Below are 25,358 nucleotides of genomic sequence, written 5' to 3'. Positions count from 1 at the left end.
TTCCTTAAGCGGCGGCGCGGGCGGCCTTGACGCGATAGATCGCCTCGGCCAGTTGCCAGTCCTGCTCATCGTCGATATCGATGGCCGTACCCTTGGGCAGCACGTAGCCGATGAAGCCGCTGTCGGAACCGGCGCCTTGCGACTCCAGCACGCGCGAGGCGGGAAACACCGCGAAGCTGCCTGCATCGAAATAGCGCTTCTCCAGATCCTGCGAACGCACCGCGAACATGCCGGCCTGCACCGGGGTGAGCGCGCCATTTTCGCCGCGACTGAAGGCCCATTCGATCGGGGCGGGATATTCGGAAACCGCCAGCAGGGGCTGCTCGCTGCCGGCCTGCTGGAACAAGCTGGCCGCGCTGCTCAAGTCCTTGGCGTGGATCAGCGGCGCGCAAGCCATCAGCAGCCAGACTTCGTCGAAGCGCTCGCCGCGCTTCGCGTACTCCTGCGCCGCGTGGCGCAGCACGGGCATGATGGGCGTATGGTCGTCGGCCAGTTCGGCGGGGCGGGGGAAGTCGGGCGGAAAGCCGAACTGCGCCGCCACGTCGCGGATGCTCTCGCTTTCCGTGGATACGTGAACCTTCGCGAACAGGCCGCTTGCGCGCGCCACGCCGAGCACATGCGTGATCATCGGCTGGCCGCAGAAATCGCGGATGTTCTTGTTCGGAATGCGCTTGGAACCGCCGCGCGCGGGAATGATGGCCAGACGTTTCATTGCAGTACCTCGCTTGCGCCCTGGATTAGGGCGGAACTGCGTTCGCCGCAGTTGAAGAGCATGTCGATGATGGACATATAGGGAAGAAACTCACCGAAGGGTTGCGGGTATTGCGGATGCTTGAATTCGAAATATTGCACCGGCACGCCGATCTGCTCGAAAGCATCCGATTCATCCAGATAGCCCTTCGAGCCCGGCGGGGAGACGTAGGCGGTGGCGCTGATCTGCCTGCACAGCGAGGCCAGCAGGTCAGCCTTGGCACCGCTACCGTCCAGCTCGCTGGCGCGCATCACCCGGGTTTCTATGCCAAGTTGCGCCTTCAGTTGCAGGATCAGGGCGATGGTCATGTCGGCAAGCAGGGGGCTGCTATTGTCCAGCAGGGGCAGCAGTGTGTCCGCGTATTGCCTGAAGTACGGTGTCTTTGCGTAGCTCATCTCGATGCTGCGGCGATGCGTGGCGGCGAAGCCCGAGCTCTTGTCCAGTTCCACTTCGCAGATCAACTGGTCACGCTTGCCCTTGGATTGCACCGGGACCGAGAGCCACTGCGCGCCGTTCGCGGTCTTGATCTGGTTGCGCTGCTGCCAGGAGCGGCGCGCGAACTGCACCGAGTCGAGCAGCACGAATACGTCGACGGACTGCATCAGCCCGAAGTATCCGCTCCAGGGCAGATAGGTGGGCTGCATGATCGCCACTCGCGTCATTCCTCCACCGCCAGTCCGATGCCCTCGACACCGTAGTTGTTGCCGTTGTAGAACATGAAGCGCCGCCCGTCGTGCCGCACCACCGCGCCGTACTCGACCATTTCGCTGTCGAAGCCGGAGGGGCTCACCTCGATGCCGGCGAGGTGATCCAGGCGTTCCCAGGTGAGGCCGTCGCGCGATTCGGCGTAGCCGATGCGGTAGTCGGTGCTCTTGTACGAGAACCACATGCGCCACAGGCCATCCTCCTTCACCACGTAGGGTCGTGCCAGCGCGTGCTCGGTCTCGTCGCGAAAGTCCAGGCACACATGGCCCTCGCGTACCCAGTTCTTGCCGTCTTTCGAGGTACCGGTCTTGATGTTGTAGCGCGGCAGGTCCTTGTGCAGCCATTCGTGGCCGGAGACGTAGAAGATGCGGTAGCCGTCGCCATCGCTCACCACCCAGGGGGCGGTGTTCAGGTAAGGGTCGGTGCGATTGCGCTCAAGGATGGGCGCGCGCGACCAGCGCTCGAAGCTCTTGCCGCCGTCCTTGCTGATCGCCAGGCCGCCGAAGATGTGCATGCGCACCGTCGAGCCCGGGTTCCAGCCGATGTAGTACAGGCCCAGTTCACCATTCGGCAGGTCGACCACGCAGGAGGGCGTGACGCCGTTGTCATCAAAACAGCCCAGCGCGCCGGGGGCCAGCACCGGTTCGGCCGTGTAGTCGACGACGCGGCCGTCCTGGTTCAAATCCACGGTCGCATGGCCGATGTGCGAGCGATTCAGTCCATCGCGGCCGGAGAAGAACACGCGCACCAGGCCATTGCCCAGGCTTTGCGGTGTCGGCACCATGCAATGCGTCTGCGCCCAGAACAGGCGCTTGTCGGGCCGGATCACCATGCCCAGCTTGCGCCACTGTTGCACCTTCCTGTCCTGCATATTCGCCTTACTCGAGGATGATGAAGGTGCGGTCGGTCATGAACTGCGACTTCTTCACGCGGTACTTCATGCCCTTGAACACTTCCTTGAACGCGCGCGTCTCGCCGGGGTAGTCCTTGTTGTTCAGCTCATCCAGCATCACCACGCTGCCGGGTACCAGGTGCGGCTTGATCGCCTCCAGCGCGGCCTTGGTGGGCTCGTACAGAGCCATGTCGAAGTAGGCCAGCGCAATGATTACGTCGTCGTTCTTGGCGAAGTAGGCGGGCGCGGTCTTGCTCACGTCGCCCTGCACCAGCTCGTGCTTCTTCACCGCCGCGAGAACGTTGTTCTTCTCGTGGTAGTCGATCAGGTTCTCCAGGTACTCGCGGTAGTTCTCCGCCACCTTGTAGCCGCCAATCTTGATGGTCTCGCTGCCGCGGTCCTTGTCGGAAATTTCCGGGTAGCCCTGGAAGGTGTCGAAGCCGATCACGCGGCGGCTCTGGTTGAAGGGCTCGTAGATCGCGCGCAAGTTCTCGAACAGCACCAGGTTCTGGCCCCACCAGGTACCGAACTCGACGATGATGCCCGGCTGGTTCAGGATCAGCTGGTAGGCCTCGTTGACGAACAGGATCTTCGCCAGCGCGGAACTGCGCATGAACAGCCCCGGACAGATGAGCAACTGGTCGTCCGGCATGGGCCGGTCCTTGAACATCTGGTAAAGCAGCTCACGATGGGCAAGCTGCTGCGCGCTTGCCTTGGTTTCCATGGTGTAGCCGAAGTCCTTCTCGCTGGACATGATGCGTCTCCCGTCATTCACTAGATCTTGAAATACATGCGCTTGAGCGCCTTGGCGCGGCGGTCGTCCGCCTCGTAAACCTCGGCCTGCGGCGCGAGCGCGACCGAGCCGCTGGGCATGTCGCGCGCCACCGAAGCGCCCATCGCGATGAAGCAGTCATCGCCGATGTTGCAGAAGTCGCGCAAGGTTGAGTTTACACCGAAGAAATTGCGCTGCCCGATCTTGCAGTGGCCCGAAATCACCACGTGCGAGGCGATGTAGGTATGGTCGCCGATCTCGGTGCCGTGGCCCAGATGGTTGCCCGACCAGATCATCACGTTGTTGCCGATGCGCACGGTCGGCTGGATGGTCTGGTTCTCCAGGATGAAGCAGTTGTCGCCGATCGCCAGGTCCGGCCAAGTGGCGGACTTGCTGCACACGTAGGAGGCCAGCGTGTAGCCGGCCGCCTTGGCCTGCTCGTACTTCTCCTGGCGCAGGCGGTTCAGCTTGGCGTACGACAGCGCCACGTGCATGTCATAGGCGTCGGCCGGGTAGCGCCTGGCCACTTCGCTGAACGGTACCAACGGCAGGCCCTGGAACTGGTCTTCCTTGACGTAGGCGTCGTCCACCGTGAACGCGACGACCTTGCGGCTGCTGTCGTGCTCGAAATAGAACTTCGCCAGTTCCGCCATTTCAGCAGAACCAAAGATCACCAGGGGTTTGCTCATCGTGTGCCTGTGCTCAGCGGCAAAGCGCGACGAGAAAGTCGAGCGGCAGCTTAATCAGCTTTTCCGTCACGCGGCCGGTTTCCACGGTCTCGAACACCTGCTCGCAGTAGTGCTGCAGGTAACGCTCGGTATCGCAGAAGAAAAATTGCTCGCCGGTGCGGAAATCGAAATCGCGCACGCGGTAGCGATGGCCGCCCAGCACCTCGGCACGGCGATAGATCTCATGCTCGGGGCCCACCGTGGAAATATATAGGCCGCCGCCCGGCTTGAGCACGCGGCGGAACTCGCGCAGCGCGGCCAGGAAATTCTCTTCCGTGCCTTCGTAATGCAGGGTGTTGACCGAGAGCAGCAGGTCGAAATGCGCATCCGGGTAGGGTAGGGCGCGGTTGCTGCCGGCCTGGATCTTGGTCTTGTAGCCGCGATCGTCCATGATCTCCTGGACGGTGGCCGCCATCTCCGGCGTGAGGTCCACGCCGTGGCATTCGCAGCCGATGTCGGCGAAAGGCACGAGGTTGTTGGCGAAGCCGCAGCCTACGTCGAGCACGCGCCACTCAGGCTGGGGCCGAAACGGGGCCTTCAGGTAGTCGCTACCCCCGAAGAGGATCTTCAGCATCACCTCGTTGGGCCACTTCGGATACTTGCGCTCCTTTTTCTCGCGCTGGATTTCCTTGTTCCACTCGTCGGTGGCGTGGTTGGGGTTCTGCGCGCTCACTTGGCGCCTCCGAAGCTCAGCGCATCCCAGTTCAGCGGCTGGTCCTTCTCCACCGCTTGCGTCAGCGTGGCGCCGACCACCGCGCTCGCGTAGCGGGCACGCAGGCCGACCGCGGGGCGCTTGACGACGATGTCGGCGGGGGTGATGGTTTCGCCCTTGGCCATGTTGCGCGCCAGGTACAGGCCTTCGCGGCGGCCCAGTTCACGCTCCTTGGGCAGCATCTGCTTCTCTCCTGAGCCGAGGGCTTCGTGCGCTTCGCGGATGGCGGCGATGTAGGATTTCAGCTCGTCCGGCTCAAGGGCGTAGAAGTGGTCAGGGCCCGCGCCCTTCTTGTCCAGCGTGTAGTGCTTCTCGAACACGGTGGCGCCCAGGCCCACGGCGGTAGTTGCCGCTACTTGCCCCAGTGTGTGATCGGAAAAACCGACCGGGCAGTTGAAGCGTCGCGCCAGAGACTGAATCACCCGAAGGTTGACCTGTTCGTTGGGCAAGGGATACATAGCGCCGCATTGCAGCAGAACAACCTGATTATTGCCGGCGCCAAGACAGGCGTTCACTGCCTCTTCGACATCCACCATATCGCACATGCCGGTTGAAATGATTATAGGCTTTCCGGTCGACGCTAGCTTATGCAAGAAACCGAGGTTGGTGGTTTCTGAGGATGCCACCTTATGCGCCGGCGTATCCACCGCTTCGAGCACGTCAACCGAGGCCATATCAAAGGCTGAGGCCATGAAGTGCAGCCCCTGCTCACGCGCGTGCTTGTCAAGCAGCGGCACCCACTCGGCATCCAGTTCAATGGATTTGAAGATGTCGTACAAGCCGTCGCGGTTCGGATAGAGTGTGTCGGCACGGAAAAGCTGGAACTTGACCGCGTCGGCGCCGACCTCCTTAGCTACATCAATCAGCTTACGAGCCTTGTCAAGGTTCTTGTCGAAGTTCGATCCGACTTCCGCGATCACGTAAGGAGCCGCGGCGCCGCCCACAAGCGTGCCGCCTATATTCAATTCATTTTTCAGCAAGATAACTCCTTCTCGATCTCGTCAACCAGGCGCTGCGCGCCCATCCCATCCACCATCGAGGCGCCACGCGCGGCCATATCCGCGCGCAGGGCCACGTCATTCAACAATCGTTGTGCCTCGCGTGCCACCGCCTGCGGCTCGACGCCGATGCCCAGATCCACCACCGTGCCCATTTGCGCGAACGGGCGATTGACATCGTCATGATAGGCGTCGATCGAGAACATCAGGGCGGGCGTGGCACTTGCCGCCAATTCGTACTTCGTCAGGCCGCTCGCGCTGATCGCCAGGTCGCACCAAAGCATTTCATCAAGCAACGTGGACGGGGCGGTCAGCAGTTCGACGGCATGCTTCGATTGCGCCGCGAGGCCTTCGATCTCCGCACGTAGTTCGCCACCGAACATCGGGCCGACCACCACACGGACTTCCAGGCGCTCAGGCACTTCCTCCAGGCCTCGCAACACATCCACGGTGTAGCCTTTCGGATCTCCACCGCCACAACTCACAAGCAAGCGATTCGCGTTTACGCGCTGCTGCCGTGTCGGCAGGGCGACGTATTCCGGTGCCAGCATTGCATAAGAAGCGCCTTCCAGTAGGCGCCAGCGTGCTTGCTGCACATCCGCCAGCGGCGCCACGTAGGGGCTGATGACGATGTCGGCGTCCAATTCAGGCAGTTGCCGCACGATCGACTCTTCGCCGAGCACGTCGATCGCCACCAAACGACGCGCCATCTCACGCAGTCGTCCGAACAGTGCCGCTGGCCTGCTCGCGCTGAAAAAGCCCGGATACAGCAGGTCCGCAATGATCGCGTCTGTCCGGATATCCGCGGCCTGTGGCCAGTTCATCTCTACCATTGCCGCTTCGTCCAGCAGCACGCAGCCGAAACCGGCTTTATCCACCCGCGTCTGCGCTGTTGAACTGCCGAATACCAGGAAGCTCACATCAGCCCGTCGCTTGCGCCAATGTGCCGCCAGTGCCAGGCAACGGCCCAAATGGCCGAAGCCGATCTCGTTGCTGGCGGCGCAAACAAACAGGATGCGGGAGGTAGTCTCAGGCGGCATGCAGGCTTTACGCTCGCTCTAGTTTAGACGCTTGAAGCCGGCGTGGCACACCGGGCCATTGAGCAGGGACAACACGTCGCGCCCTTCTTCGCATTGCTTGATTAGTGCAAAAATAGGATCGAGCACCTCGAAATAGCCGTCTACGATCTCCGGGGTATGCGCCAGGCTGGAGAAGATCAGGTTGCTGGCGAGGTAACCCTTGGCAAGCATTTCCTGGGTAATAAGGGTCTTGTAGGCCAGCGCGTTGGGGCTCTCAAAGCCGAAGGCGCAGATGGCCGGCAGGCCGGCCACATTCACCTTCAGGCCGTGTTTTTCGCCCAACTTCTGCCATCGCGTCATGATCCCCGTCCCGATTGCGGTAATGCGCTCCCACGACCTCTCGCGCTCCATCACTTCCAGCGTCTTGAGTGCCGCGGTCGAACCGATGCGCTCGGTCCAGAACGTGCTGCTGATGAAGGTGGACTGCGCGCTCTGCATGATCTCGCGTCGGCCGATGGTGGCTGTAACTGCGTAGCCGTTACCCATCGCCTTTCCGAACATCGCCATGTCCGGCTCGACGCCGTACATCTTGTGGATGCCCCCAAAAGTCTGGCGGAAGCCCGAGGTGCACTCGTCGAAAATCAGCACGATGCCACGCCGCGTCGCCAGGTCGCGAACTTTCTGCAGAAAGTTATCCTGCGGGCCCTGGTTACGCATTACTTCCATCTTGATAACGCCGATATCGTGCTCAGCTACGATCGCTTCCAGCTCAGCGTAATTATTGTAGTTGAAAGGGTAGACCGTGCCGCGCAGGTTCTGCGGCACGCCCTTTGGATCCAGGCCTGGCAGCAGGTGGCCGGCAAGGTGATTGTCGTCGCCCAGGTTGGCGGCCAGATACCAATCGTGCCAGCCGTGGTAGCCGCAGATGGCGACCTTATCCTTGCCCGAAGCGGCGCGCGCGATGCGGATGGCAATCGCATTGGCTTCGCCCCCGGAACGCGCGAAGCGCGCCATGTCTGCCCAGGAGTGCATCTCGATCAGCTTCTCGGCGAGATAGACCTCCTCGGGCGCATTCAGCGTGGACATGTTGCCCGCCTGCACATTGGCCAGCACGGCGGCGTCAACTTCCTCATGGCCATAACCAAGCGTGTTTGTGCCGATTCCCATGATGCACATGTCGGTGTACTCCTTGCCGTCCAGGTCCCACACCTTACAGCCCTTGGCCTTGCTGTAGTACGCCGGCCACAGGTCGGGCAGGAACATCTCTGCACGTTTCGACAGCAGCATGTTGCCGCCCGGGATGATTTGCTTGGCGCGTTGCCAGAGGTCTTGGCCAGTACCCATATTTATCTCTCGTAAAGGTTGATCGTGTTGCGGGGTGTTGCGGCCTTACAGAGCCAGCCATTTGGCAGGGTTGATCAGATGCTCATCTTCGCAGGCAAGGTCAGGAAGAGAAGCGGCGAGTGCGTCTCCAACAGCCAGTGTGATTTGCCGCAACTGGGTCACATCGAGCGCACCCACTACGACGCGATCGATTTCCGGAAAGGACAGCGGATAGGCTAGACAGGCCCGCACCGCGTCCGTATCATGCTCGGCGAGCCAGGCATGCCAGCGGTCCCACAGCGCACTCCACGGCGCGAATTTGGCGGGAATGGCGTTGCGAGGCATCAGCAGCAGGCCTTGCAGGAAGGCGGAGCGCACATGCACCTCGCAACCCTGCTCCTTCAAGCGGCTGAGCCAACCGCTGCTAGCGAGACGATAATCTATTAGATTGAACGGCGCCTGGATCAGGTCGAAGGCATAAGTGCCGTAATACGCGTCAAGCTCGGTGGATGCGTAGATCGACATGCCGATCTTGCGAACCTTGCCTGCTTGCTGCAATTCACGCATGGCGGCGTAAAGTGCTGCGCCCTGCGGGCCGGACAGGTCGGAAGACCGGTGCAGCAGCAGACCGTGCAGTTGCTTTACGCCGAGGCGCGCCAGTGAGGCTTCGGCTTTGCTCAACGCCCAGGCGTGGGCATCGGCGACGGAGGCCGGGAGCGGCAGCAGCTTGCTCACCACCTTGAGGTCCTCCATGCCGATGCTGCCCAGCACCTGCTCGCTCTCGCCGTAGCCGATAGCCGTGTCCAGAGTATCGATACCGTTCGTGCGGGCGAATTGCACCATGGCCCGCGCCGTTTCCAGTGGCACCTGGCCGCCGGTGTTGGCCACGCCATAGGGCACGCCGAACTGCACCGTGCCCAGCGCCAGGCGCTGGGCGCCGCTGCCTACGGCCATGGCTTGCGGGTCGGCGTTCATCCCTGGATCGCTTCCTTCAGTGCGCCGGCCACCTTGAGCAAATCCGCTTCGGTGAGGCCGGGGTACATGGGCAGGCTGATCGCTTCGCTGTAATAGCGCTCGGCCTCGGGAAAATCACCCTCGGCAAAACCCATCGCACGATAGTAGGGCTGGGTATGCACAGGGATGTAATGCAGGTTCACGCCAACACCGCGCTCGCGCAGGGCGACGAACACTTCGCGGTGCGACTTCTTTATCTCTTCGAGATTGAGGCGGATCACGTACAGATGCAGCGCCGAGTAGTCGGCGCGCTGCTGAATGCGCAGGGGCAGCCCCGCCAACAGCTCGTCGTAGCGGGTGGCGATTTCGTGACGGCGGGAAACGTACTCGTCCAGCCGGTCCATCTGGCTTACGCCCAGCACCGCATGCAGCTCGGTCATGCGATAGTTGAAGCCGAGGCCTACCTGCTCGTAATACCAAGGGCCATCCGGCGCTTTGCTCATCAGCCTGGGGTCGCGCGTGATGCCGTGGCTTCGCAACAGGGCCATCTTCTCGGCCAGGTCCGCCCGATTGGTCAGCGTGGCGCCGCCCTCGGCCGTGGTGACGATCTTCACTGGATGGAAGCTGAACACGGTGATGTCGCTATGGCGGCAATTGCCCACAGGCTCACCGCGGTAGCGCGCACCGATCGCATGCGAAGCATCCTCGATGATCTTGAAGCCGTAGCGCTGGCCGAGCTCGTGGATCGCCAGCATGTCGCACGAGGTGCCGCACAGGTGCACCGGCACGACGATTCTTGGCAACCTGCCTGCCTTCTCCGCCACCGCCAACTTCTTCGCCAGCGCCTGCGGACACATGTTCCAGCTATGCGGGTCGATATCGACAAAATCGACCTGCGCGCCGCAATAGAGCGCGCAATTGGCCGAAGCCACGAAAGTATTCGGCGTGGTCCATAGCCAGTCGCCTTCGCCAAGACCTAGGGCTAAGCAGGCGACGTGCAGGGCCGAGGTAGCACTGTTCACAGCCACGGCATAGGCACCGCCGCAATAGGCCGCCAGCTTCGCCTCAAAGCGTGGCACCTGCGGACCCTGCGTGAGGAAATTCGATCGCAAGACGGCGACAACGGCGTCGATGTCATCCTGGGTAATATCTTGACGGCCGTAGGGAATCATGGCTTAGATGGCACCAATCTTCGTTCTGTTCTGCTCGATCCAGCGCCGCAGAGTCTCCACGCCCATCCACTCAGAGTTATTGTCCGAGCAATAGGTGAAGTCCGGGCCGACCCGCACGCCATCTTTAATGCGAGCGGGATCATTGCTCCAGCCATGAATGGCCGGCAGGATCTTGAAGTGGCGGGCATACTCGTATGAATAGAGCGCATCTTCGATGCCGATCATCTGCTCATGAAGCTTTTCGCCGGGACGAATGCCGATGATTTCATGTTTGGCATCTGGCGCGATAGCACGTGCGATGTCTAGAATATTCATAGACGGAATTTTCTTTACGTAAATCTCACCACCGACCATATCCTCAAAAGCGTGCCACACGAGTTCCACCCCCTGCTCGAGGGTAATCATGAAACGGGTCATACGCTCGTCGGTGATTGGCAGGCTGCGCTTACTGGCCAGACTAGCAAAAAACGGAATAACAGAACCACGTGAGCCCATCACGTTGCCATAGCGCACAACGGCAAATCGGGTGTCGTGTCCACCCGCGTAGGAATTACCAGCAACAAAAAGCTTATCGGATGCTAGCTTGGTAGCACCGTAAAGGTTGGCCGGGCTGCTAGCCTTATCAGTGGAGAGCGCAATCACTCTTTTGACGCGGCTGTCAATGCAGGCATCGATCAAATTCATTGCACCGATAATGTTGGTTTTTATGCACTCAAATGGGTTGTATTCTGCCGTGGGCACGATCTTGGTCGCCGCAGCATGAACAACATAGTCAATGCCGTCGAGGGCACGCACCAGTCTGTCCTTATCTCGCACATCGCCGATGAAAAAACGCACCCGTTCGTCATCACCATAAAGCTTCGCCATCTCCCACTGCTTCATTTCGTCGCGCGAAAAAATCACCAGACGACGAGGGTTGTATTTGGCAAGCGTCATGGGCACAAAGGTATGCCCGAAGGATCCGGTTCCGCCTGTCACCAGGATGGAGGAATTATTTAGCATTCTTATGCCTGTGAATCGTTAGCAATTTCTTGGTACGAGCCAATTCGCAATATACGACCATTGTCGATCTCGACAATGAAGTCGCACTTCTGTAGTGTGGTAGTTCTGTGCGCTACGATCAGAATGGTTAAGTCCGGACTCAACGAATCTATGGCCTGCATGACTGCGTTCTCTGTTTCGTTATCAAGTGCGCTAGTGGCTTCATCAAAAATAATCACATCTGCACGCTTGTAAAGCGCTCGCGCAATGCCAATACGTTGGCGCTGCCCACCAGACATACGCACGCCGCGCTCGCCCACCGTAGTCTGGTACTTCTCAGGCAAGCTTTCAATAACGTCGTCGATCTGGGCCTGTTTCGCAGCCTGACGCACACGCTCCGGATCAATCTCCTTACGCGGCAACCCGAAAGCGATATTTTCTGCGACACTGCTGTCAGACAGATAAATGCTCTGCGGCACATGCGCGATATGCGCCTGCCAATTGCGATAGTTATGCTCGCCAACAGCCTGCCCATCGATAAGCATCACACCCTCACTCGGCGTCAGCAGAGACATCAACATGTCCAGTAGAGTGCTCTTGCCGGCGCCGGTAGTGCCTACAAAGCCCACCCGCTTGCCTTTGGGGATTTCGAGATTCACATCGCGTAAGATCCAGGCACTATCAGCAGAGTAACGAAAGCTAATGCCCTCTAGTCGGATGGCGCGAGTAAAGGGCAAAGGTGGAGCAAGTTTGTCGCCGAATTGCTTGGGCATTGGTTGGGCAAGTAATTCTAGCCCATCGCGCATCGATGCCTCTGCGCCGAAAATCGTGGCAAGTGCATTGTAGCCCTGCTGCAACACTGGCAACAGGCGCTGCGCACCTAGCGCCAACGCACCCAGTACAGGCAGCGCAGCACCCACGCCGCCTTCGCTCTGGGCCATGTTATAAGCCAGCACAGCGATCATGATCATGCCAAGCATCTCCATGATGTAGCGCGGACTGGCGCTGACAAAAGCATTACGCCCCTGGGCACGGCGCAATGGCAAATCTGCATTGCGATAGATGACGCAATAAGCCTCCTGCGTCCCATCAACCAACACGTCGCGGATGCCGCCCAACCCCTCCTGTAACGCCTTGATCACGCGCGTAGACTCGCGCGCAATGCATTCGCTGTTCTCACGCAGACTGCGCCGCGAAATCAATGCCGTAATCACGTAAAGAAATCCGAAACTTGACCCGGCAACGAGCGCAATTACAGGGTCGATCAGCAGCAGCATCCACAACACACCTACCAACAAAATGGTCGAGCTGGTCAACGTCAGTAGCGGCATAAGAACACTGCCAACCAACATCGCGACTTTGCCCGTGATGCCGTTAATGATTTCGCTGCTGTTTCGGCGACTGTGAACCGAATATGGTTGGTAGAGCGTACGACGGTAAACATCAATACTGAAATCAGCACCAACCATAAAAGAAAACCGTGTAATTGCGTACAAAAGCGCCAACCGAAAAAGCCCAGCGACAAGCGCAGCCACACAGAAAATGGCAGTTAACGGAAACAATATATCCTGCGGACGGTCAATGCTGAAGAGGACGATAAACGACCGCGCCGAAACATGGTTGAAAACCTTCTCGGGATTGACTAACGCACTCAGGAAGGGAACAACTGCCCCTATGCTAAGCATTTCCGCCATAGAGGACAGCAGCATCATCACCAGGAGCATAAAAAACTGGATCTGGCGGCGCCTTTGTAGGTGGCCCCATAGACTGGCAATCGATTGAAAGAGTGTTTTCTGCCGCAGCATTGCGCCGCACCCTACTCGAGACTCACCTGAACTTTGTAGCCGTGCTGCTTTAGCAAAGCGTGCCTTCTGGCTGCTTCTAGATCGTGGGCAACCATCTCGCTGCACATTTCCTGAACTGTGATTTCCGGCTCCCAACCAAGTTTTTGCTTTGCTTTGCCTGGGTCACCCAGCAGAGTTTCCACCTCGGTAGGTCGAAAGTAGCGTGGGTCAACCTTAACTATTACTTGTCCCAACTTGAGTGCCGGCGCCTTGTCTCCTTGGATATGAGTAACCACAGCAACCTCGTTTACCCCTTCACCCTGAAACTGCAAGGTGACACCTAGTTCGGCCGCAGTCCAGTCAATAAACTGCCTTACGCTGTACTGATGGCCTGTAGCAATAACAAAATCTTCGGGTTGGTCTTGCTGCAACATCATCCATTGCATGCGTACGTAATCTTTCGCGTGACCCCAGTCGCGCAGGGCGTCGAGGTTACCCATGTACAGGCATGCTTCGAGCCCCTGAGCAATATTGGCCAAGCCCCGGGTAATTTTGCGGGTGACGAAGGTTTCGCCACGGCGCGGACTTTCGTGGTTGAATAGAATCCCGTTACAGGCATACAGGCCATAGGCTTCGCGGTAGTTCACCACAATCCAGTAGGCGTACAGCTTCGCTACGGCGTAGGGGCTGCGTGGATAGAAAGGGGTGGTTTCCTTCTGCGGAGTTTCCTGTACGAGGCCATACAGCTCGGAGGTAGAGGCCTGATAGAAGCGAGTTTTCTTTTCCAGACCAAGGATGCGGATAGCCTCAAGCAGGCGCAAGGTGCCAATCGCGTCCACGTCGGCGGTGTACTCGGGGGCCTCAAACGACACGGCCACATGGCTTTGGGCGCCTAGGTTATAGATCTCATCAGGCTGAGTCTCCTGGATAATGCGTACGAGATTACTGGTATCACTTAAATCGCCATAATGCAGCTTAAACCGAGCATTATCAACGTGCGGATCTTGATAAATGTGATCCACCCGTTGGGTGTTAAATGAGCTGGCGCGACGCTTAATGCCGTGAACAATGTAGCCTTTTTCTAGCAAAAACTCAGCGAGATACGAGCCATCTTGGCCTGTAATACCGGTAATTAGGGCAACTCTGGGTAAAGTAGACACTGCTCTTCCTTCAATTATCTTCTGCACAACGGGCTAAAAAGTCGTGGTAGGCCATTTCTAATCCCACCTCTAACCCTACCTGCCCTTCCCAGCCTAACGCATGGAGACGGGCGCTATCCATAAGTTTTCTCGGGGTGCCGTCGGGCCTGTCAGGATCGAATTGGATTTCGCCTTGGTAACCAATAACCCCGGCAATCGTTTCGGCTAACTCCCTGATAGTGATGTCGTGCCCGCAACCCACGTTGATGTGACTGAGCATAGGCTGAGTATGCTGCTCGTAGCTGACCTTGGGCAGGCTCATGACATGCACGCAGGCGGCGGCCATATCGTCGACATACAGAAATTCGCGACGTGGGGTACCTGTACCCCAGATGATCACTGTAGGTGAATTGTTGACCCTGCCCTCATGGAAGCGACGGATCAAAGCAGGAATTACGTGGGAGTTCTCCGGGTGATAGTTATCACCCGGACCATAAAGATTGGTAGGCATAACGCTGCGGTAGTCCACCCCGTGGCTATTGCCGTACTGACGGTTATAGCTTTCGCATAGCTTTATGCCGGCAATTTTAGCGATGGCGTACGGCTCGTTGGTGGACTCCAGGGTGCCGGTGAGCAAAGCGTCTTCACGCATGGGTTGTGGAGCCATCTTGGGATAAATGCAACTAGAGCCAAGAAACAACAGCTTTTTCACCCCGTTTCGAAAGGCCGTATCAATAACGTTAGCCTGCATCATCAAGTTCTGATAAATGAATTCGGCAGGATAAGTGTTATTGGCATGGATGCCGCCCACTTTAGCCGCAGCCAAGTAAACCTGATCAGGTTGTTCAACAGCAAAGAAAGCACGCACTGCAGCCTGGTCTGTAAGGTCCAACTCCGCATGGCTGCGGGTCACAATACGCTCGGCCGGGTGGCCAGAGGCCAACAACTGGCGAACAATGGCCGAACCGACCATGCCACGATGACCGGCAACATAAATTTTCGCTGGGATGCTCATTCTTTACCACGCCCATAATCGTCTTCCAAACGGACGATATCGTCTTCACCCAAGTAGCTACCTGACTGTACTTCGATGATTTCTAGTGGAATATTGCCGGGGTTGGCCAGCCGATGCACCTCGCCCAACGGAATGTAAGTGGACTGGTTCTCGGTAAGCAGCACAATTTGTTCGCCGCAAGTAATTTCGGCGGTACCACTTACCACCACCCAATGCTCTGCCCGGTGATGATGCTTTTGCAAGCTTAAGCTGGCTTTTGGATTCACTTGTATACGCTTTACTTTAAAACGGCCACCTTCATCCACACTGTCGTACCACCCCCAGGGGCGGTGCACCTTGCGATGCAAGGTATGCTCTTCGCGACCCTGGGCATCTAGTTGATTAACAATGTTTTTTACTTGCTGACTTTGATTGCGATGCGCCACCAATACTGCGTCGGGCGTTTCTACCACAATAAGGTCGTCAACACCCACCACCCCAACCAAGCGGCTGCTTGCGTGGACAAGTGTATTGCGACTATTGGCCGTTAACACATCGCCCGCATATGCGTTGCCATTTTCATCTTTGGGCAACACATTCCAAACCGCATCCCAAGCACCCAAGTCACTCCAACCCGCGTTAAGGGGTACCATACTTATTGGTACCGTACCAGGGCAATGCTCAATTACCGCATAGTCAATGGACTCGGCCGGAATAGTATCGAACAAGTCTTTATGTGGGCGAACAAATGCCCCATCTGCACTGCCCTGCTCCCAAGCCTCTTCTGTGGCCCGTAAAATATCAGGCCGAAACTGCGTTAAGGCCTTTAACCAAACCGAAGCTTTCAGCACAAACATGCCCGCATTCCAATAGTAGCCACCTTTCTCAAGGTAACTCTGAGCGGTTTCTGCGTCAGGCTTTTCAACAAAACGCTGAACTTGAAGAACGCTTTGCTGTCCGCCATCCGAGTGTGGCGTTTGCGCGGGTACGGCATGGATATAACCGTAACCCGTTTCGGGACGGTCGGGCGTTATACCTAAAATCACAATCTCATCTTGGGCGGCCCTGGCAACAGCCAAACCAATCGCTTCTGTAAAGGAATGATCATCAGTAATAGCCTGATCGGCGGGGGTCACAACCATGACGGGGTCTTGCCCACTTTGCAGGGCCGACAAAGCGGCTAAAGTCAGCGCCGGGGCAGTATTTCGCCCAATAGGCTCGAGTAAGGCAGCACCTAGCGCCAAGCCCGCTTCGCGCAATTGTTCCGCTGCTAAGAAGCGGTGTTCTTCATTACAGACCAACAACAGCGGAGACAGTCGGTGCGTTTGCCCTAAACCAGAAAGCCGCTGCGCAGCCTGCTGAAACAGGCTATTGTTACCGGTGAGGCATAGGAACTGCTTAGGGAAACCCGCACGCGAAAGCGGCCAAAGGCGCGTACCCGAACCACCGCAAAGAATAACGGGAACAATATTAATCATGTTGTTTAGCGCCCTCTGCCAGCTGTGCCACACTGGGCTCAGACTTAAGCGCCTCAATCTCTGCCCTTAGGGCTTCGTATTCCTGCATTTTACGTTTCAAAAACCTACCCGTAAGGCCAGCCCTGTGCGCCACGCCCGAAGGCGTAAGAACGTATGCATAGCCCAACTTATTTTTAGATTGAGAAAAGTTTTGTACTTTTACCCAGCCTTTTTCAACTAGCGCTTTAAGACAATAATTCACACCGCTGGCGCTCACACCCAACTGCTTGGCCAGCTCACGCTGACTAAGTTCGGGCTGCTGCTCTAAAATGCGAAGCACACGAAACGTGGTGTCTTCTTGCTGTTGGGCTTGGCGGCTTGGCAAAATATCAAGTTTGTCGGGTTAGCAGCGCACCGCTTTAGACACGCTACCGCCGTGCCGTATCACGATCGGCAAGCGCGCTTATGCAATAAAGAAAGCCTATATTCCAACTGGGCAAGGAGTGTAACAAGCTTTTTTATTTGTTCGAAGTTGAACAATTATACGGCCAAACGCGAGACCGCAAGATCACCCATTAAAATGCTGCGTGTTGATGTACCAATCATCCCACCTCGAAAGCCCCTCGTACACTCTAACAAAGCCATTAGAAACCAATAGCGCGTGAACTTTCTCACGGTTAGGCATAAAATTGTGCTCGCAGGTTATCACCGATACGGTGTAACGCTGGAAGTCAAACGCCCTAAGAATTTCGTACTCGCTGCCCTCGGTATCTACTGACAAATAATCGATTGACTTTGGGGCATTATGTCGCTCAAGCAAATCGCACAAGGACACCGTACGCACCGTGTCCGTTAATGCAGCCTTACGCGACGCCGAATGGCTATCGGACCCAACATAATCCTTTAAGGTAGAGAGCTCAGCATCCTCGACAACCGAGAACTGCATTTCTTTACCCGTTTCCACCCACACACAATCAAAGTCTAGACTAGCAGTCCTGTTTTGTTGTAGATCGTTGTGCCAAACTTTTGCCGGCTCGGACAGTATCCCCGTCCAGCCAAAGTCTTTCTCTAGAAGATAAGTGTTGCTAAGCAACACGCCATCTGTCGCTCCAAATTCCACAAAAAAACCATTTCGCTTCCAGCCCAACTGGAACAAAGCAAAAAGGTCTTGCCCAAGTTGCGACTTTATATTGGATATTGAAGCACCGTGACGAACCGCGAGCTCACGAAGAAGCCCTATCGCATCGGCCTCAATTTTCTCGAGTTGCTCTAGATGACGCTGACGCAGCAAACCAAACCCAGCGACCGAAAATGATTTATAAAATTTTTTCATAATAATACGACCAACATCAGGATCGGCGCCTTTTCCCACTAAGCGTCGAAATATAATCTAAATAAAAAGAAATGAAACTTTCCCTGGCATATTTTTGAACGCTAATATATGCGTTATTTTTAACCACCGACATAGATTTTCTATTATCATTAATATTATTAATTATTTTCACATACGCAGCAGCCAAGTTATTCTCAACCAAGTAACCTGAAACACCGTCCTGCACTATCGAACGCACACCATCGATTTTGTTTGCAACAACAACAGCCCCACAAGCCTGGGCCTCCATACATGCGTAAGAAAGCCCCTCGTGCAAGCTAGGCAGTATTAAAACATCCGAGGCCGACAACACTTCGGGAATATTGTCAACAAAACCTTTACACAAAATATTAGAAGGCACCTTAGGCAAATACTTCAATACATCTGAAACATCTGGACCGCACAAAACCAATTTAAAATGCGGGCTTTTAAAGTTCTCTACCCAGATTCGCAAGGCCAACTCGAAACCCTTGCGTCTTTCGGGCCTGCCCACAAAGACCACGACCAAGTCTGCGTCCTTAATATTATTATCAGCCCTCCAAGAAGAGTTTTTATATATTAGCGGTGAATAAACGCTCAAATCCAACCCACAAGCGGACCCATTATTTATAACTTTAGGCGATATACTGGAACTCACATTTTTTAGCAAGCTAACCATATCGCCCGAGATCGTAACGACATCCGTCGCCAGAAAACAATTAACGCGCTCGAATAGCCTTAAAATTACCCTTAATACGCCTTGGTAACCAATATACGGCACACCATGGTTATAATAAACTCGAGATTTGACCCTTAGCAGCCACCCAGCAAACAGAGGCAAAATCGAAGATTTAGTGTTATGACTAATTAAAATATCAGGACGATATTTTAAAATTACACCGCATATCCTAAAGAAAGAAACTGGCAACAACAGCAAGTTTCGAAGGGAGAGATCATAAGGAATCGCTTGATCACTCGTCTTTGATGAGCGAATCGACGTGATTAACCTTGCCGTGAAACCAAACTTACGCTCGGCATCAACGAGCGGGTCTACGAATTTCGCAGCCATTCGACCATCTGGATGAAAGTGCAGTATCTTCACGACGACGGGGCATCCTTAAATTGAAGATAAAGCAGCATGGGCGCAAGATAAAATGCCGCTTCAAAGTTCACTCGCCAACGAACCGCCGAACCAGGATTCATCAGCCCAAAGGGCGCGTGTAAAACCATTAACAACAAACAGCAAGGAATGATACATATAACAAAATACAAGAAATACCTTAACTTAAAATTGACGTTGAGTTTACGCACCAGCAACATTGCTAACAAAGGTGCAAACATGATTAAAACACCTTCAACAAAGAATGGCGCAAATTCGATTCGATTAACAACCTCGCCAGGCATGGGCCCAACCACGCCATACAGCACACCCAAAGGTACTAAGCTCTTATAACGCTCAAATCCGCTGCCCGTATCTTGCGAAATGCCAAACTCCTCAAATCGACTTGAACGAGCCGTAGGCTCGATACCCCCAAACCCGCGCAACAGCAAAGAATCCCACACGGTAAAATAAACGCAAACAGCAAATACCGCCATAGTGGCTGCCAAAATAAACGCCGATTTCCATCCAATTTTTTTTAGCAAAAAGGCACTACCAAACAGCCAGAAAATTGCAACTGTGTAGTGGGGCCTGAGCAAGCCACATACGACTACAGCAATAGCCAACAAAAAATAATCTATCCGCGATAACTTATCAATACAGAACCGAGACCAGATAACTAAAGAAAGCGAAAAAAATCCAAAATATATTGCTTCCTTACTAATTATTGATGTCCAAATTAGAGCACTTGGAAAAAGCAGTGCACTCATTACTAGCCAGCCACGACCACCAGAAAAATAGAAGTAAAAAATTCCTACTGAAGAAACCAGGCCGAACATAAAGTGGGAAAAAAAATCACCACCCGTGTAACTCAATAAACCAACGATATGCTGAATTAATCGCGTTCTGAGCGCAGCATCATCGTAATAGAAACCCTGCAAATAATAATTTGCATCAATCAAAGGTGAGAATCTAGAGAAAACTTCAGTTGCGAAAAATGCACCGAAAAGTTTAATAATAATTATATAAACAAGTGCTGAAGGCCAACTTACTTCATATTTTGAAAACTTCTCGAAATTCATGACCTTCCTCTTACTTTATCTACCCATCTTCTTGGCAGTAACGTTTTTGCTACCACAGCCAGGCAACCTCGCACAATAATCCGAGCCACAGCTAGCACCCTTTCTAGGCCTCTCAATCGTGAGCGCGCAATTGCCAAGTACTCTTTATAAGCCAAATAGGGGTTCCCAGAAGCGACGCCGTGCGCCTCTAATACGCACAAAGGCCACTCTGTGTTCAACACTAAAATTTTCGACTGATCAGCACGCAAGTACAAATCATAGTCGCCGGCAATTTTATACTTAGTGCAATACGGTTCGTCTAACACAAAGCCACGCTTAAATATCATACCCTGATGAGATGTTGGCAACTTATGTATAGATAGACGTGGAGAAACGGTAACGCCAACCGCAGGAGAATGGCCATCCAAAGCATACGGAAATGCTGCAATGTCTGACTTAAGGAATGCAACTTTTTCAGTGAGGATAGCCGCCAAACCCTCCGGAGCTGCGGCGATCATGTCGCCACAATTAAGGAATAACAGATACTCACCCGAGGCCATCATTGCACCCTTGTTCATCGCATCATAAATTCCGGCATCCTTGCCACTATAGAACTTAAAGTTTTTATGCTGCCTAAGCTTGCTTAACAAAGAATGCGGGATATCGGTTGAGCCACCATCCATTACTACATGTTCATAGCGCATATCGCCGTAAAAAAGGTGCAAACTATTTACCGTCTTCTTTAGTCGCGCCACATCGTTATAACAAACAGTTACAATAGTTAGCAAATACACTTCCTGCCTCACATTACTCAACTAGTGCAGACGTATCTGCACTAAACTTTTTATTCAATAGCAAGTGAAGCGAATAATATATTCCCACGGTACTAATCAGCACGGTCAACCCCATTGCAATAAAAATCCCAAGCCCAGATAGCTCTTTAGTCAAGAGATATAACATAGGAATACCAAAAAAGACCTCAAAAGCATACAACTTATATAAGGCAATTTTCATACCCATATTCAACAGCACCACCAACCCAATATCTCTAAAAACTCTAATTGAAAAGTAAAAAGTGGCAGCAAAAAAAATAGTATTAACCAGTACCACCTGGTTTGTTACATAATGAAAGATACCATAATAGTCGAGGCTAAAGACGCTTATCGCGACCAACAACACCGAAATCAGCCCTATCAAAATAGACTCAAAAACAGCTCTTTTAATTTCATTACGACCAGTTAGCGAGGCCCTAGTTATAAATTTTGCCTGATGCTGAATATAAGCAAAATATGCCACATAAGAAATAAAGAAAAATCTTACAGAAAAGTGATAAGCGACAGCCTCTTCGGCAGGGAGGAAGTGCGCAACAAATATGTAATCCGCACCAAGAAAAATCGAAGACAAAACACCAAGCCCCCAATATAGAAACGAGTCTTTGAGCATTAGCTTGATTTTTGGCTTGATGAACCTAAAACTAGGCAGCGCTCGTACCGAGCAACTGATCAAGACTGGAAAATACACAATCAATGGTGGCAGTAAATAGACCAAAATTGATCGACTTAACTTAGGCTCCCAATAACTAGAATAAATATACAACCCGGAAATTGATAGCACAGCCTGCAGAAACAATAATAGATTGGCTACGTGCCCCAAGCCTTGTACCAACATAAGCCGTTGAACCAGCAAATTGTTTGTAGCCAAAAGCATTAACGCTATGCCTAGCGAAAATGCGGCAAGCTCGGCATGACCTGTCGCGCCCGGAAAGAGAAGGTCAGTGGGGCCAGAAAAGAGGTAAATGCCAATAGCAACCAGCATCACCAGAAGGTAATGAGCAAACGCAAAAAGATAAGCATCTGATGATGTTATATCCCGTGTATTACGCCTGTTCTGTAACGCTTGCGAAAAGCCAAATTCAAAAACTTGTATCCATATTGCATAACCCAGAAGCACGAACAACAGCGACGCTTCTCGTGCAGAGTGAATATTTGTGAACACAAATATGGAATATATTTGAGCAAATGCAGCCGCCCCCTTTCCCGCGAGATTGGTGGCCATAAACAGCAGCGACTTCTTTCTTGAGGATTCCAATATTAATTAAAAAATTAAAAATTAAGGTAAATTTCAAATCATATAAAACTGTTAATTTTTCGGAGCCTCACCTTTTTTTAGCTTAACTATCAGATTTTTCCACTCAATATTCTTAGAGCCGTTTTCCGAAGGACGCCTCCCGGCCACAAATACTGCACATCTAAAAAGATGAATATCTTTTATTATCTTAGCTAAGGCAGTAATGCTCGAAAGCAACAAGCAACTAAGGTCACTTCGCTTATAAAAATATGAAATTTGCGTTCTCAACATTGAGAGTCTAGTTCTAAGTAATTTTTTGTATGGCGTTACACTTCTCACTCTATATGCCAACAGAGCTTCAGGTAATGCGCAGTAAACACTTTCTTGACTCGCTCGCAACAATAACTCGTTATCTTCGCAACAATAAGGCGCCGGTTCTTTATATTTGTTTCTCTTGAACCAAGACAGCCTCCCCATCCAGGTGGGATGCGGCATATAGAACCCGCGCCAAGGGCGCCGACAAATCTCATCGTGTGCAATTGGCGGACTTATATAACCTATTATTTCTTCGCTCTCATTTATTGTTATACATTTCGTTGCCAACAAATCCACGCTCTTATTAGCTTCTAAGAAATTGATCTGCTTTTCCAACCGCTCCGGATGACAAATATCGTCAGCATCCATTCTCGCGAAATATTCGCTGTCCGCCAAGCTGATCGCCTGATTAAGCCTGGCCGATATCCCCTTATTTAATCCGTCACGAATTATGACTATTCTAGGGTCATTCAAATTTGCAATTGCATCCAGGGCGTGATCTGTGGACCCGTCGTCAAGTATTAACAAACGCCAGTCTTCAAAGGTTTGCCACAAAACTGAGCAGACAGCTAGCTTCAAGTCTTGCCCACCATTGAACACCGGCAGAGCTATGGTAATTTTCGGTTCCTTTACATCTGTATGACGACGCTGATTAAGTGTGGCTTGCGTGCAGGAACCGTTAGCATGTGACATAAAAATTCAATTTCTTAGCAAACACTCTTATTTAATGACTTGTTCGGCCTAACGCAAAGGCAACGACTATAAAAACCTAAGAAGTCAGTCGAACTATTCAATTTGTATGAATAACTGCTAGCACTCTAACGTACATTAAACCGTCTCACGGCCTCCGGACCGTTGCCGCGAAGAGTTACTGTATTCGACCTTATCACCTGACAAAGTCATAAACAATGCAACTAAAGCGACGTAAAATCCAACGGTATTCATTCGTCTAAACATGGTTTCCGTTAGTCCAAATAGCAAGAATCCCAAGCAAACCGCTAAACCCATAGCAGCAGCTGCCTTCGCTTTCGGACTAGAATCAACATTTAGCAACCGAGGTAGAAAATAAAATACTGGCACAAGGTAGGCCAACAGCAGACCAATCATTCCTGGCAGTCCAAACCCAGCGAAATACAGCAACAAGTCATTGTGAGGCTCACCAAAACCTTCAGCAATTACACCTTGTGCCACCAAGCCTTTCTTTGCAGCAACCGTTTGTAAATACTCTGGGTATCGCCCACCGTCTCCTAAACCAAGCCACGGATGATTCACACCAGCATCGATTGCCGAGCGCCACAACTGCAATCGTATGCACATTGAGCTGTAGTGCGGCCCTTCCTCTAAATGGCAAGTTTCAACCTCGTGAATCCCTTGAGCTATGCGCGAGCGTAGTGAGTCATTGGAACTTACTGCCACGGTTAATAATGCTACTAAAAGGCTGAATAATAGAACCACTTGTTTTGGCTTCTTTATGCCAACGAACAGAATTAACGCTATTAGTACAAATATAGGCAACCCCAACAGCCCGGTTCTCGTATCGGAGAAGAGAAACGAAATAAAAGTACCGAGCGCAATGAGTATTTTGATTGCTTTCTCTAATTTCGAGCTTGCCGTTAAATCCCACTTCAATGAAAACACCGAAATCGCACCTAACAACAGCATAATACTTGTATAAGTGGTAAGGATCCTCCCAGGAGTTGACGGTCTTACATCGGTGCTAACTATCAACCAAGAAAGAATCCCAACTGCAACCAAGCCTGCCGCAAGCAGGCCCCATAAAGCATTTTGTAATTTAATTTGATCAATATGCGGTAGCGTCAATATCAGTAGCCACAGCCCCAGAAATAATCGCAATGCTCCTTCGCTGTTTGCCCCAGCCCAGTCACCGTAATAAATAGACGACGCCGCCACGGCTAGAAACAACACGCTGTAGCTGGCAATAAGCCACCGGTAACGGTAGGTTTGCTGGGCAGCGCCGGCAAAACGCATTTGCACCAGCAACGCCAAACAGGACGCAACAAGAGCATAAAACACACCACTGGGCAGGGAGTAACTAGTTAGCAGAGTGATAGGAAGCAGCACATAAAGTGCTATGATCAGATTGGGTAGCATGACAAAGAAAGTATTTGACGGACGGAGTGCTGCGGCTATTCTAATGCGCAGACTAGTCAATAAGCTCGCAAGATAGACATGGGCCATTGTAAGCCGGAAACCTATTTGCCTATTGGTTACGTCGGCATATGACCGCGCATGCAGAGAACCAAAGCAAATTCCGGCAGCAGGCCTTTAGGCTCGCTGCCGGAATTTGCTTTAACCACCTGCTTGTTAATGCATTATTTAACCCGGTCAGCCACCTTAAGCGTCATGTTCATGGCTTCGGCGGTGGCCTTGTTTTCGTTCATCAGTTCAATGGTGGCGGCTTTCATTTTACCCAGCAGCTCGGTGCGTTCTTGCTCGGGCAATTTATAAACGGTACCGCCCTGCTCTGCCCAAAGTTTGTAAGCATTGGCCTGGTCTTGCAAAACGAAGTCGTACAGTTCGGGCTCAAGGGCAATGGCTTCCTCTTTCAGGATTTTTTGCAGGTCTTTAGGCAGGGTGTCCCACCATACCTTGCTTACCAGCATTACTTCGCCCATAACGCCGTCTTCTGTGGCGGTTACATTGTCGACAATGTTGTACAGCTTAAGCGACGTAAATGCCGGGGGAGAGCTTTTAATGCCGTCAATGGTGCCTTGCTGCAGTGCGGTCACAATTTCGCTAAAGTCAACGGGTACGGCGGTAGCCCCCATAAGCTCGGCGCCTTTGCGCTCAATGCGCGAGGCCAGTACACGTACTTTTTTGCCGTTGAAGTCGGCCAGTGTTTTACCGGGAAACTTGGTAGCAAAAGCAGTATTGCCGTAAATGTACCGGCGTCTGTCAATGTAGTTGGAACATGAGTCATGCTGCTTCTAGTTCACTATGCACATGGATAACGGTCGTTTCCTTTTCTGGATTCAGCCAGACGCTGCCTATGGGTTGCCAGTTGCGCGTTTTTCCCGACCAGCGTGCAGGGTGATGGGCGCGAGCAGCCTGATACAGAGCATG

The 25,358-nt window shown here is 53.3% G+C and carries 25 protein-coding genes; all 25 read right to left on the bottom strand.

The genetic code is table 11. From position 1 onward, the window contains the following. Positions 1-4: 4 nt before the first annotated feature. Positions 5-712 carry an acylneuraminate cytidylyltransferase family protein gene (locus tag GTU67_RS11765; protein ID WP_185780263.1) on the bottom strand — a complete coding sequence of 236 codons (708 nt, stop codon included), beginning with the start codon at positions 710-712 and terminating at the stop codon, positions 5-7. Next, positions 709-1,395: a WbqC family protein gene (locus tag GTU67_RS11760; protein ID WP_249417700.1), complete on the bottom strand. Its 687-nt coding sequence runs from the start codon at positions 1,393-1,395 to the stop codon at positions 709-711. Before GTU67_RS11760 ends, GTU67_RS11765 begins: the two co-directional genes overlap by 4 nt. Positions 1,396-1,409: 14 nt before the next feature. Beyond that, entirely contained in the window at positions 1,410-2,327 is a 918-nt protein-coding gene (locus GTU67_RS11755) for a glycoside hydrolase family protein (protein ID WP_185780261.1), read from the bottom strand. Positions 2,328-2,334: 7 nt separating this feature from the next. Further along, a complete protein-coding gene (locus tag GTU67_RS11750) occupies positions 2,335-3,102 on the bottom strand; it encodes a TylF/MycF/NovP-related O-methyltransferase (protein ID WP_185780260.1) in 768 nt (255 codons plus the stop codon). A 20-nt stretch (positions 3,103-3,122) separates the two neighbouring features. Beyond that, on the bottom strand, positions 3,123-3,809 hold the full coding sequence (locus GTU67_RS11745) for an acetyltransferase (RefSeq protein WP_185780259.1): 687 nt from the start codon (positions 3,807-3,809) through the stop codon (positions 3,123-3,125). Positions 3,810-3,822: 13 nt separating this feature from the next. After that, the gene (locus tag GTU67_RS11740; protein ID WP_185780258.1) at positions 3,823-4,521 is read right to left on the bottom strand and encodes a methyltransferase domain-containing protein; all 699 of its coding nucleotides are present in this window, start codon (positions 4,519-4,521) and stop codon (positions 3,823-3,825) included. Then, positions 4,518-5,540, bottom strand: a complete 1,023-nt coding sequence (locus tag GTU67_RS11735) for an N-acetylneuraminate synthase family protein (RefSeq protein WP_185780257.1) — start codon at positions 5,538-5,540, stop codon at positions 4,518-4,520. The genes GTU67_RS11740 and GTU67_RS11735 overlap by 4 nt, the downstream gene beginning before the upstream one ends. Next, positions 5,534-6,598, bottom strand: coding sequence for a PseG/SpsG family protein (locus GTU67_RS11730; RefSeq protein ID WP_185780256.1), 1,065 nt, complete (start codon positions 6,596-6,598; stop codon positions 5,534-5,536). Before GTU67_RS11730 ends, GTU67_RS11735 begins: the two co-directional genes overlap by 7 nt. Positions 6,599-6,616: 18 nt before the next feature. Then, the gene (locus GTU67_RS11725) at positions 6,617-7,921 is read right to left on the bottom strand and encodes an aminotransferase class III-fold pyridoxal phosphate-dependent enzyme (RefSeq protein WP_185780255.1); all 1,305 of its coding nucleotides are present in this window, start codon (positions 7,919-7,921) and stop codon (positions 6,617-6,619) included. Positions 7,922-7,966: 45 nt separating this feature from the next. Beyond that, entirely contained in the window at positions 7,967-8,875 is a 909-nt protein-coding gene (locus tag GTU67_RS11720; protein ID WP_185780254.1) for an aldo/keto reductase, read from the bottom strand. After that, positions 8,872-10,026 carry a UDP-4-amino-4,6-dideoxy-N-acetyl-beta-L-altrosamine transaminase gene (gene pseC / locus GTU67_RS11715; protein ID WP_185780253.1) on the bottom strand — a complete coding sequence of 385 codons (1,155 nt, stop codon included), beginning with the start codon at positions 10,024-10,026 and terminating at the stop codon, positions 8,872-8,874. The genes GTU67_RS11720 and pseC overlap by 4 nt, the downstream gene beginning before the upstream one ends. A 3-nt stretch (positions 10,027-10,029) precedes the next feature. After that, a complete protein-coding gene (gene pseB / locus GTU67_RS11710; RefSeq protein WP_185780252.1) occupies positions 10,030-11,028 on the bottom strand; it encodes a UDP-N-acetylglucosamine 4,6-dehydratase (inverting) in 999 nt (332 codons plus the stop codon). A 2-nt stretch (positions 11,029-11,030) separates the two neighbouring features. Then, complete coding sequence (locus tag GTU67_RS11705; RefSeq protein WP_185780251.1) at positions 11,031-12,812, bottom strand: ABC transporter ATP-binding protein; 1,782 nt, start codon at positions 12,810-12,812, stop codon at positions 11,031-11,033. 11 nt (positions 12,813-12,823) lie between these two features. Further along, positions 12,824-13,951, bottom strand: a complete 1,128-nt coding sequence (gene gmd / locus GTU67_RS11700; RefSeq protein ID WP_185780250.1) for a GDP-mannose 4,6-dehydratase — start codon at positions 13,949-13,951, stop codon at positions 12,824-12,826. 10 nt (positions 13,952-13,961) lie between these two features. Further along, positions 13,962-14,945 carry a GDP-L-fucose synthase gene (fcl, locus tag GTU67_RS11695; protein WP_185780249.1) on the bottom strand — a complete coding sequence of 328 codons (984 nt, stop codon included), beginning with the start codon at positions 14,943-14,945 and terminating at the stop codon, positions 13,962-13,964. After that, positions 14,942-16,402, bottom strand: a complete 1,461-nt coding sequence (locus GTU67_RS11690; protein ID WP_185780248.1) for a mannose-1-phosphate guanylyltransferase/mannose-6-phosphate isomerase — start codon at positions 16,400-16,402, stop codon at positions 14,942-14,944. Before GTU67_RS11690 ends, fcl begins: the two co-directional genes overlap by 4 nt. Further along, positions 16,395-16,766 carry a MarR family EPS-associated transcriptional regulator gene (locus tag GTU67_RS11685; RefSeq protein ID WP_185780247.1) on the bottom strand — a complete coding sequence of 124 codons (372 nt, stop codon included), beginning with the start codon at positions 16,764-16,766 and terminating at the stop codon, positions 16,395-16,397. The genes GTU67_RS11690 and GTU67_RS11685 overlap by 8 nt, the downstream gene beginning before the upstream one ends. Before the next feature lie 183 nt (positions 16,767-16,949). Next, complete coding sequence (locus GTU67_RS11680) at positions 16,950-17,753, bottom strand: FkbM family methyltransferase (protein WP_185780246.1); 804 nt, start codon at positions 17,751-17,753, stop codon at positions 16,950-16,952. Further along, positions 17,731-18,834: a glycosyltransferase gene (locus GTU67_RS11675; RefSeq protein ID WP_185780245.1), complete on the bottom strand. Its 1,104-nt coding sequence runs from the start codon at positions 18,832-18,834 to the stop codon at positions 17,731-17,733. Before GTU67_RS11675 ends, GTU67_RS11680 begins: the two co-directional genes overlap by 23 nt. Continuing rightward, positions 18,831-19,913 (bottom strand): hypothetical protein, encoded by a 1,083-nt coding sequence (locus GTU67_RS11670; RefSeq protein ID WP_185780244.1) that lies wholly within the window; start codon positions 19,911-19,913, stop codon positions 18,831-18,833. The genes GTU67_RS11675 and GTU67_RS11670 overlap by 4 nt, the downstream gene beginning before the upstream one ends. Beyond that, complete coding sequence (locus GTU67_RS11665; RefSeq protein WP_185780243.1) at positions 19,910-20,680, bottom strand: glycosyltransferase; 771 nt, start codon at positions 20,678-20,680, stop codon at positions 19,910-19,912. The genes GTU67_RS11670 and GTU67_RS11665 overlap by 4 nt, the downstream gene beginning before the upstream one ends. A 19-nt stretch (positions 20,681-20,699) precedes the next feature. Then, on the bottom strand, positions 20,700-21,947 hold the full coding sequence (locus GTU67_RS11660) for a hypothetical protein (RefSeq protein WP_185780242.1): 1,248 nt from the start codon (positions 21,945-21,947) through the stop codon (positions 20,700-20,702). An 84-nt stretch (positions 21,948-22,031) separates the two neighbouring features. Further along, the gene (locus tag GTU67_RS11655) at positions 22,032-22,967 is read right to left on the bottom strand and encodes a glycosyltransferase family 2 protein (RefSeq protein WP_185780241.1); all 936 of its coding nucleotides are present in this window, start codon (positions 22,965-22,967) and stop codon (positions 22,032-22,034) included. A gap of 135 nt (positions 22,968-23,102) precedes the next feature. Beyond that, entirely contained in the window at positions 23,103-24,473 is a 1,371-nt protein-coding gene (locus GTU67_RS11650; RefSeq protein WP_185780240.1) for an O-antigen ligase family protein, read from the bottom strand. A 134-nt stretch (positions 24,474-24,607) separates the two neighbouring features. Continuing rightward, positions 24,608-25,177, bottom strand: a complete 570-nt coding sequence (locus GTU67_RS11645) for a TRAP transporter substrate-binding protein (protein WP_346727021.1) — start codon at positions 25,175-25,177, stop codon at positions 24,608-24,610. Between the last annotated feature and the right edge of the window lie 181 nt (positions 25,178-25,358).

It is taken from the genome of Pusillimonas minor (genome assembly GCF_014237865.1).
In the GTDB taxonomy this organism is placed as follows: Bacteria; Pseudomonadota; Gammaproteobacteria; order Burkholderiales; family Burkholderiaceae_B; genus Neopusillimonas; species Neopusillimonas minor.
Note: the sequence above shows the minus strand (reverse complement) of the source record. Positions and strands in the feature narration are given on the sequence as shown.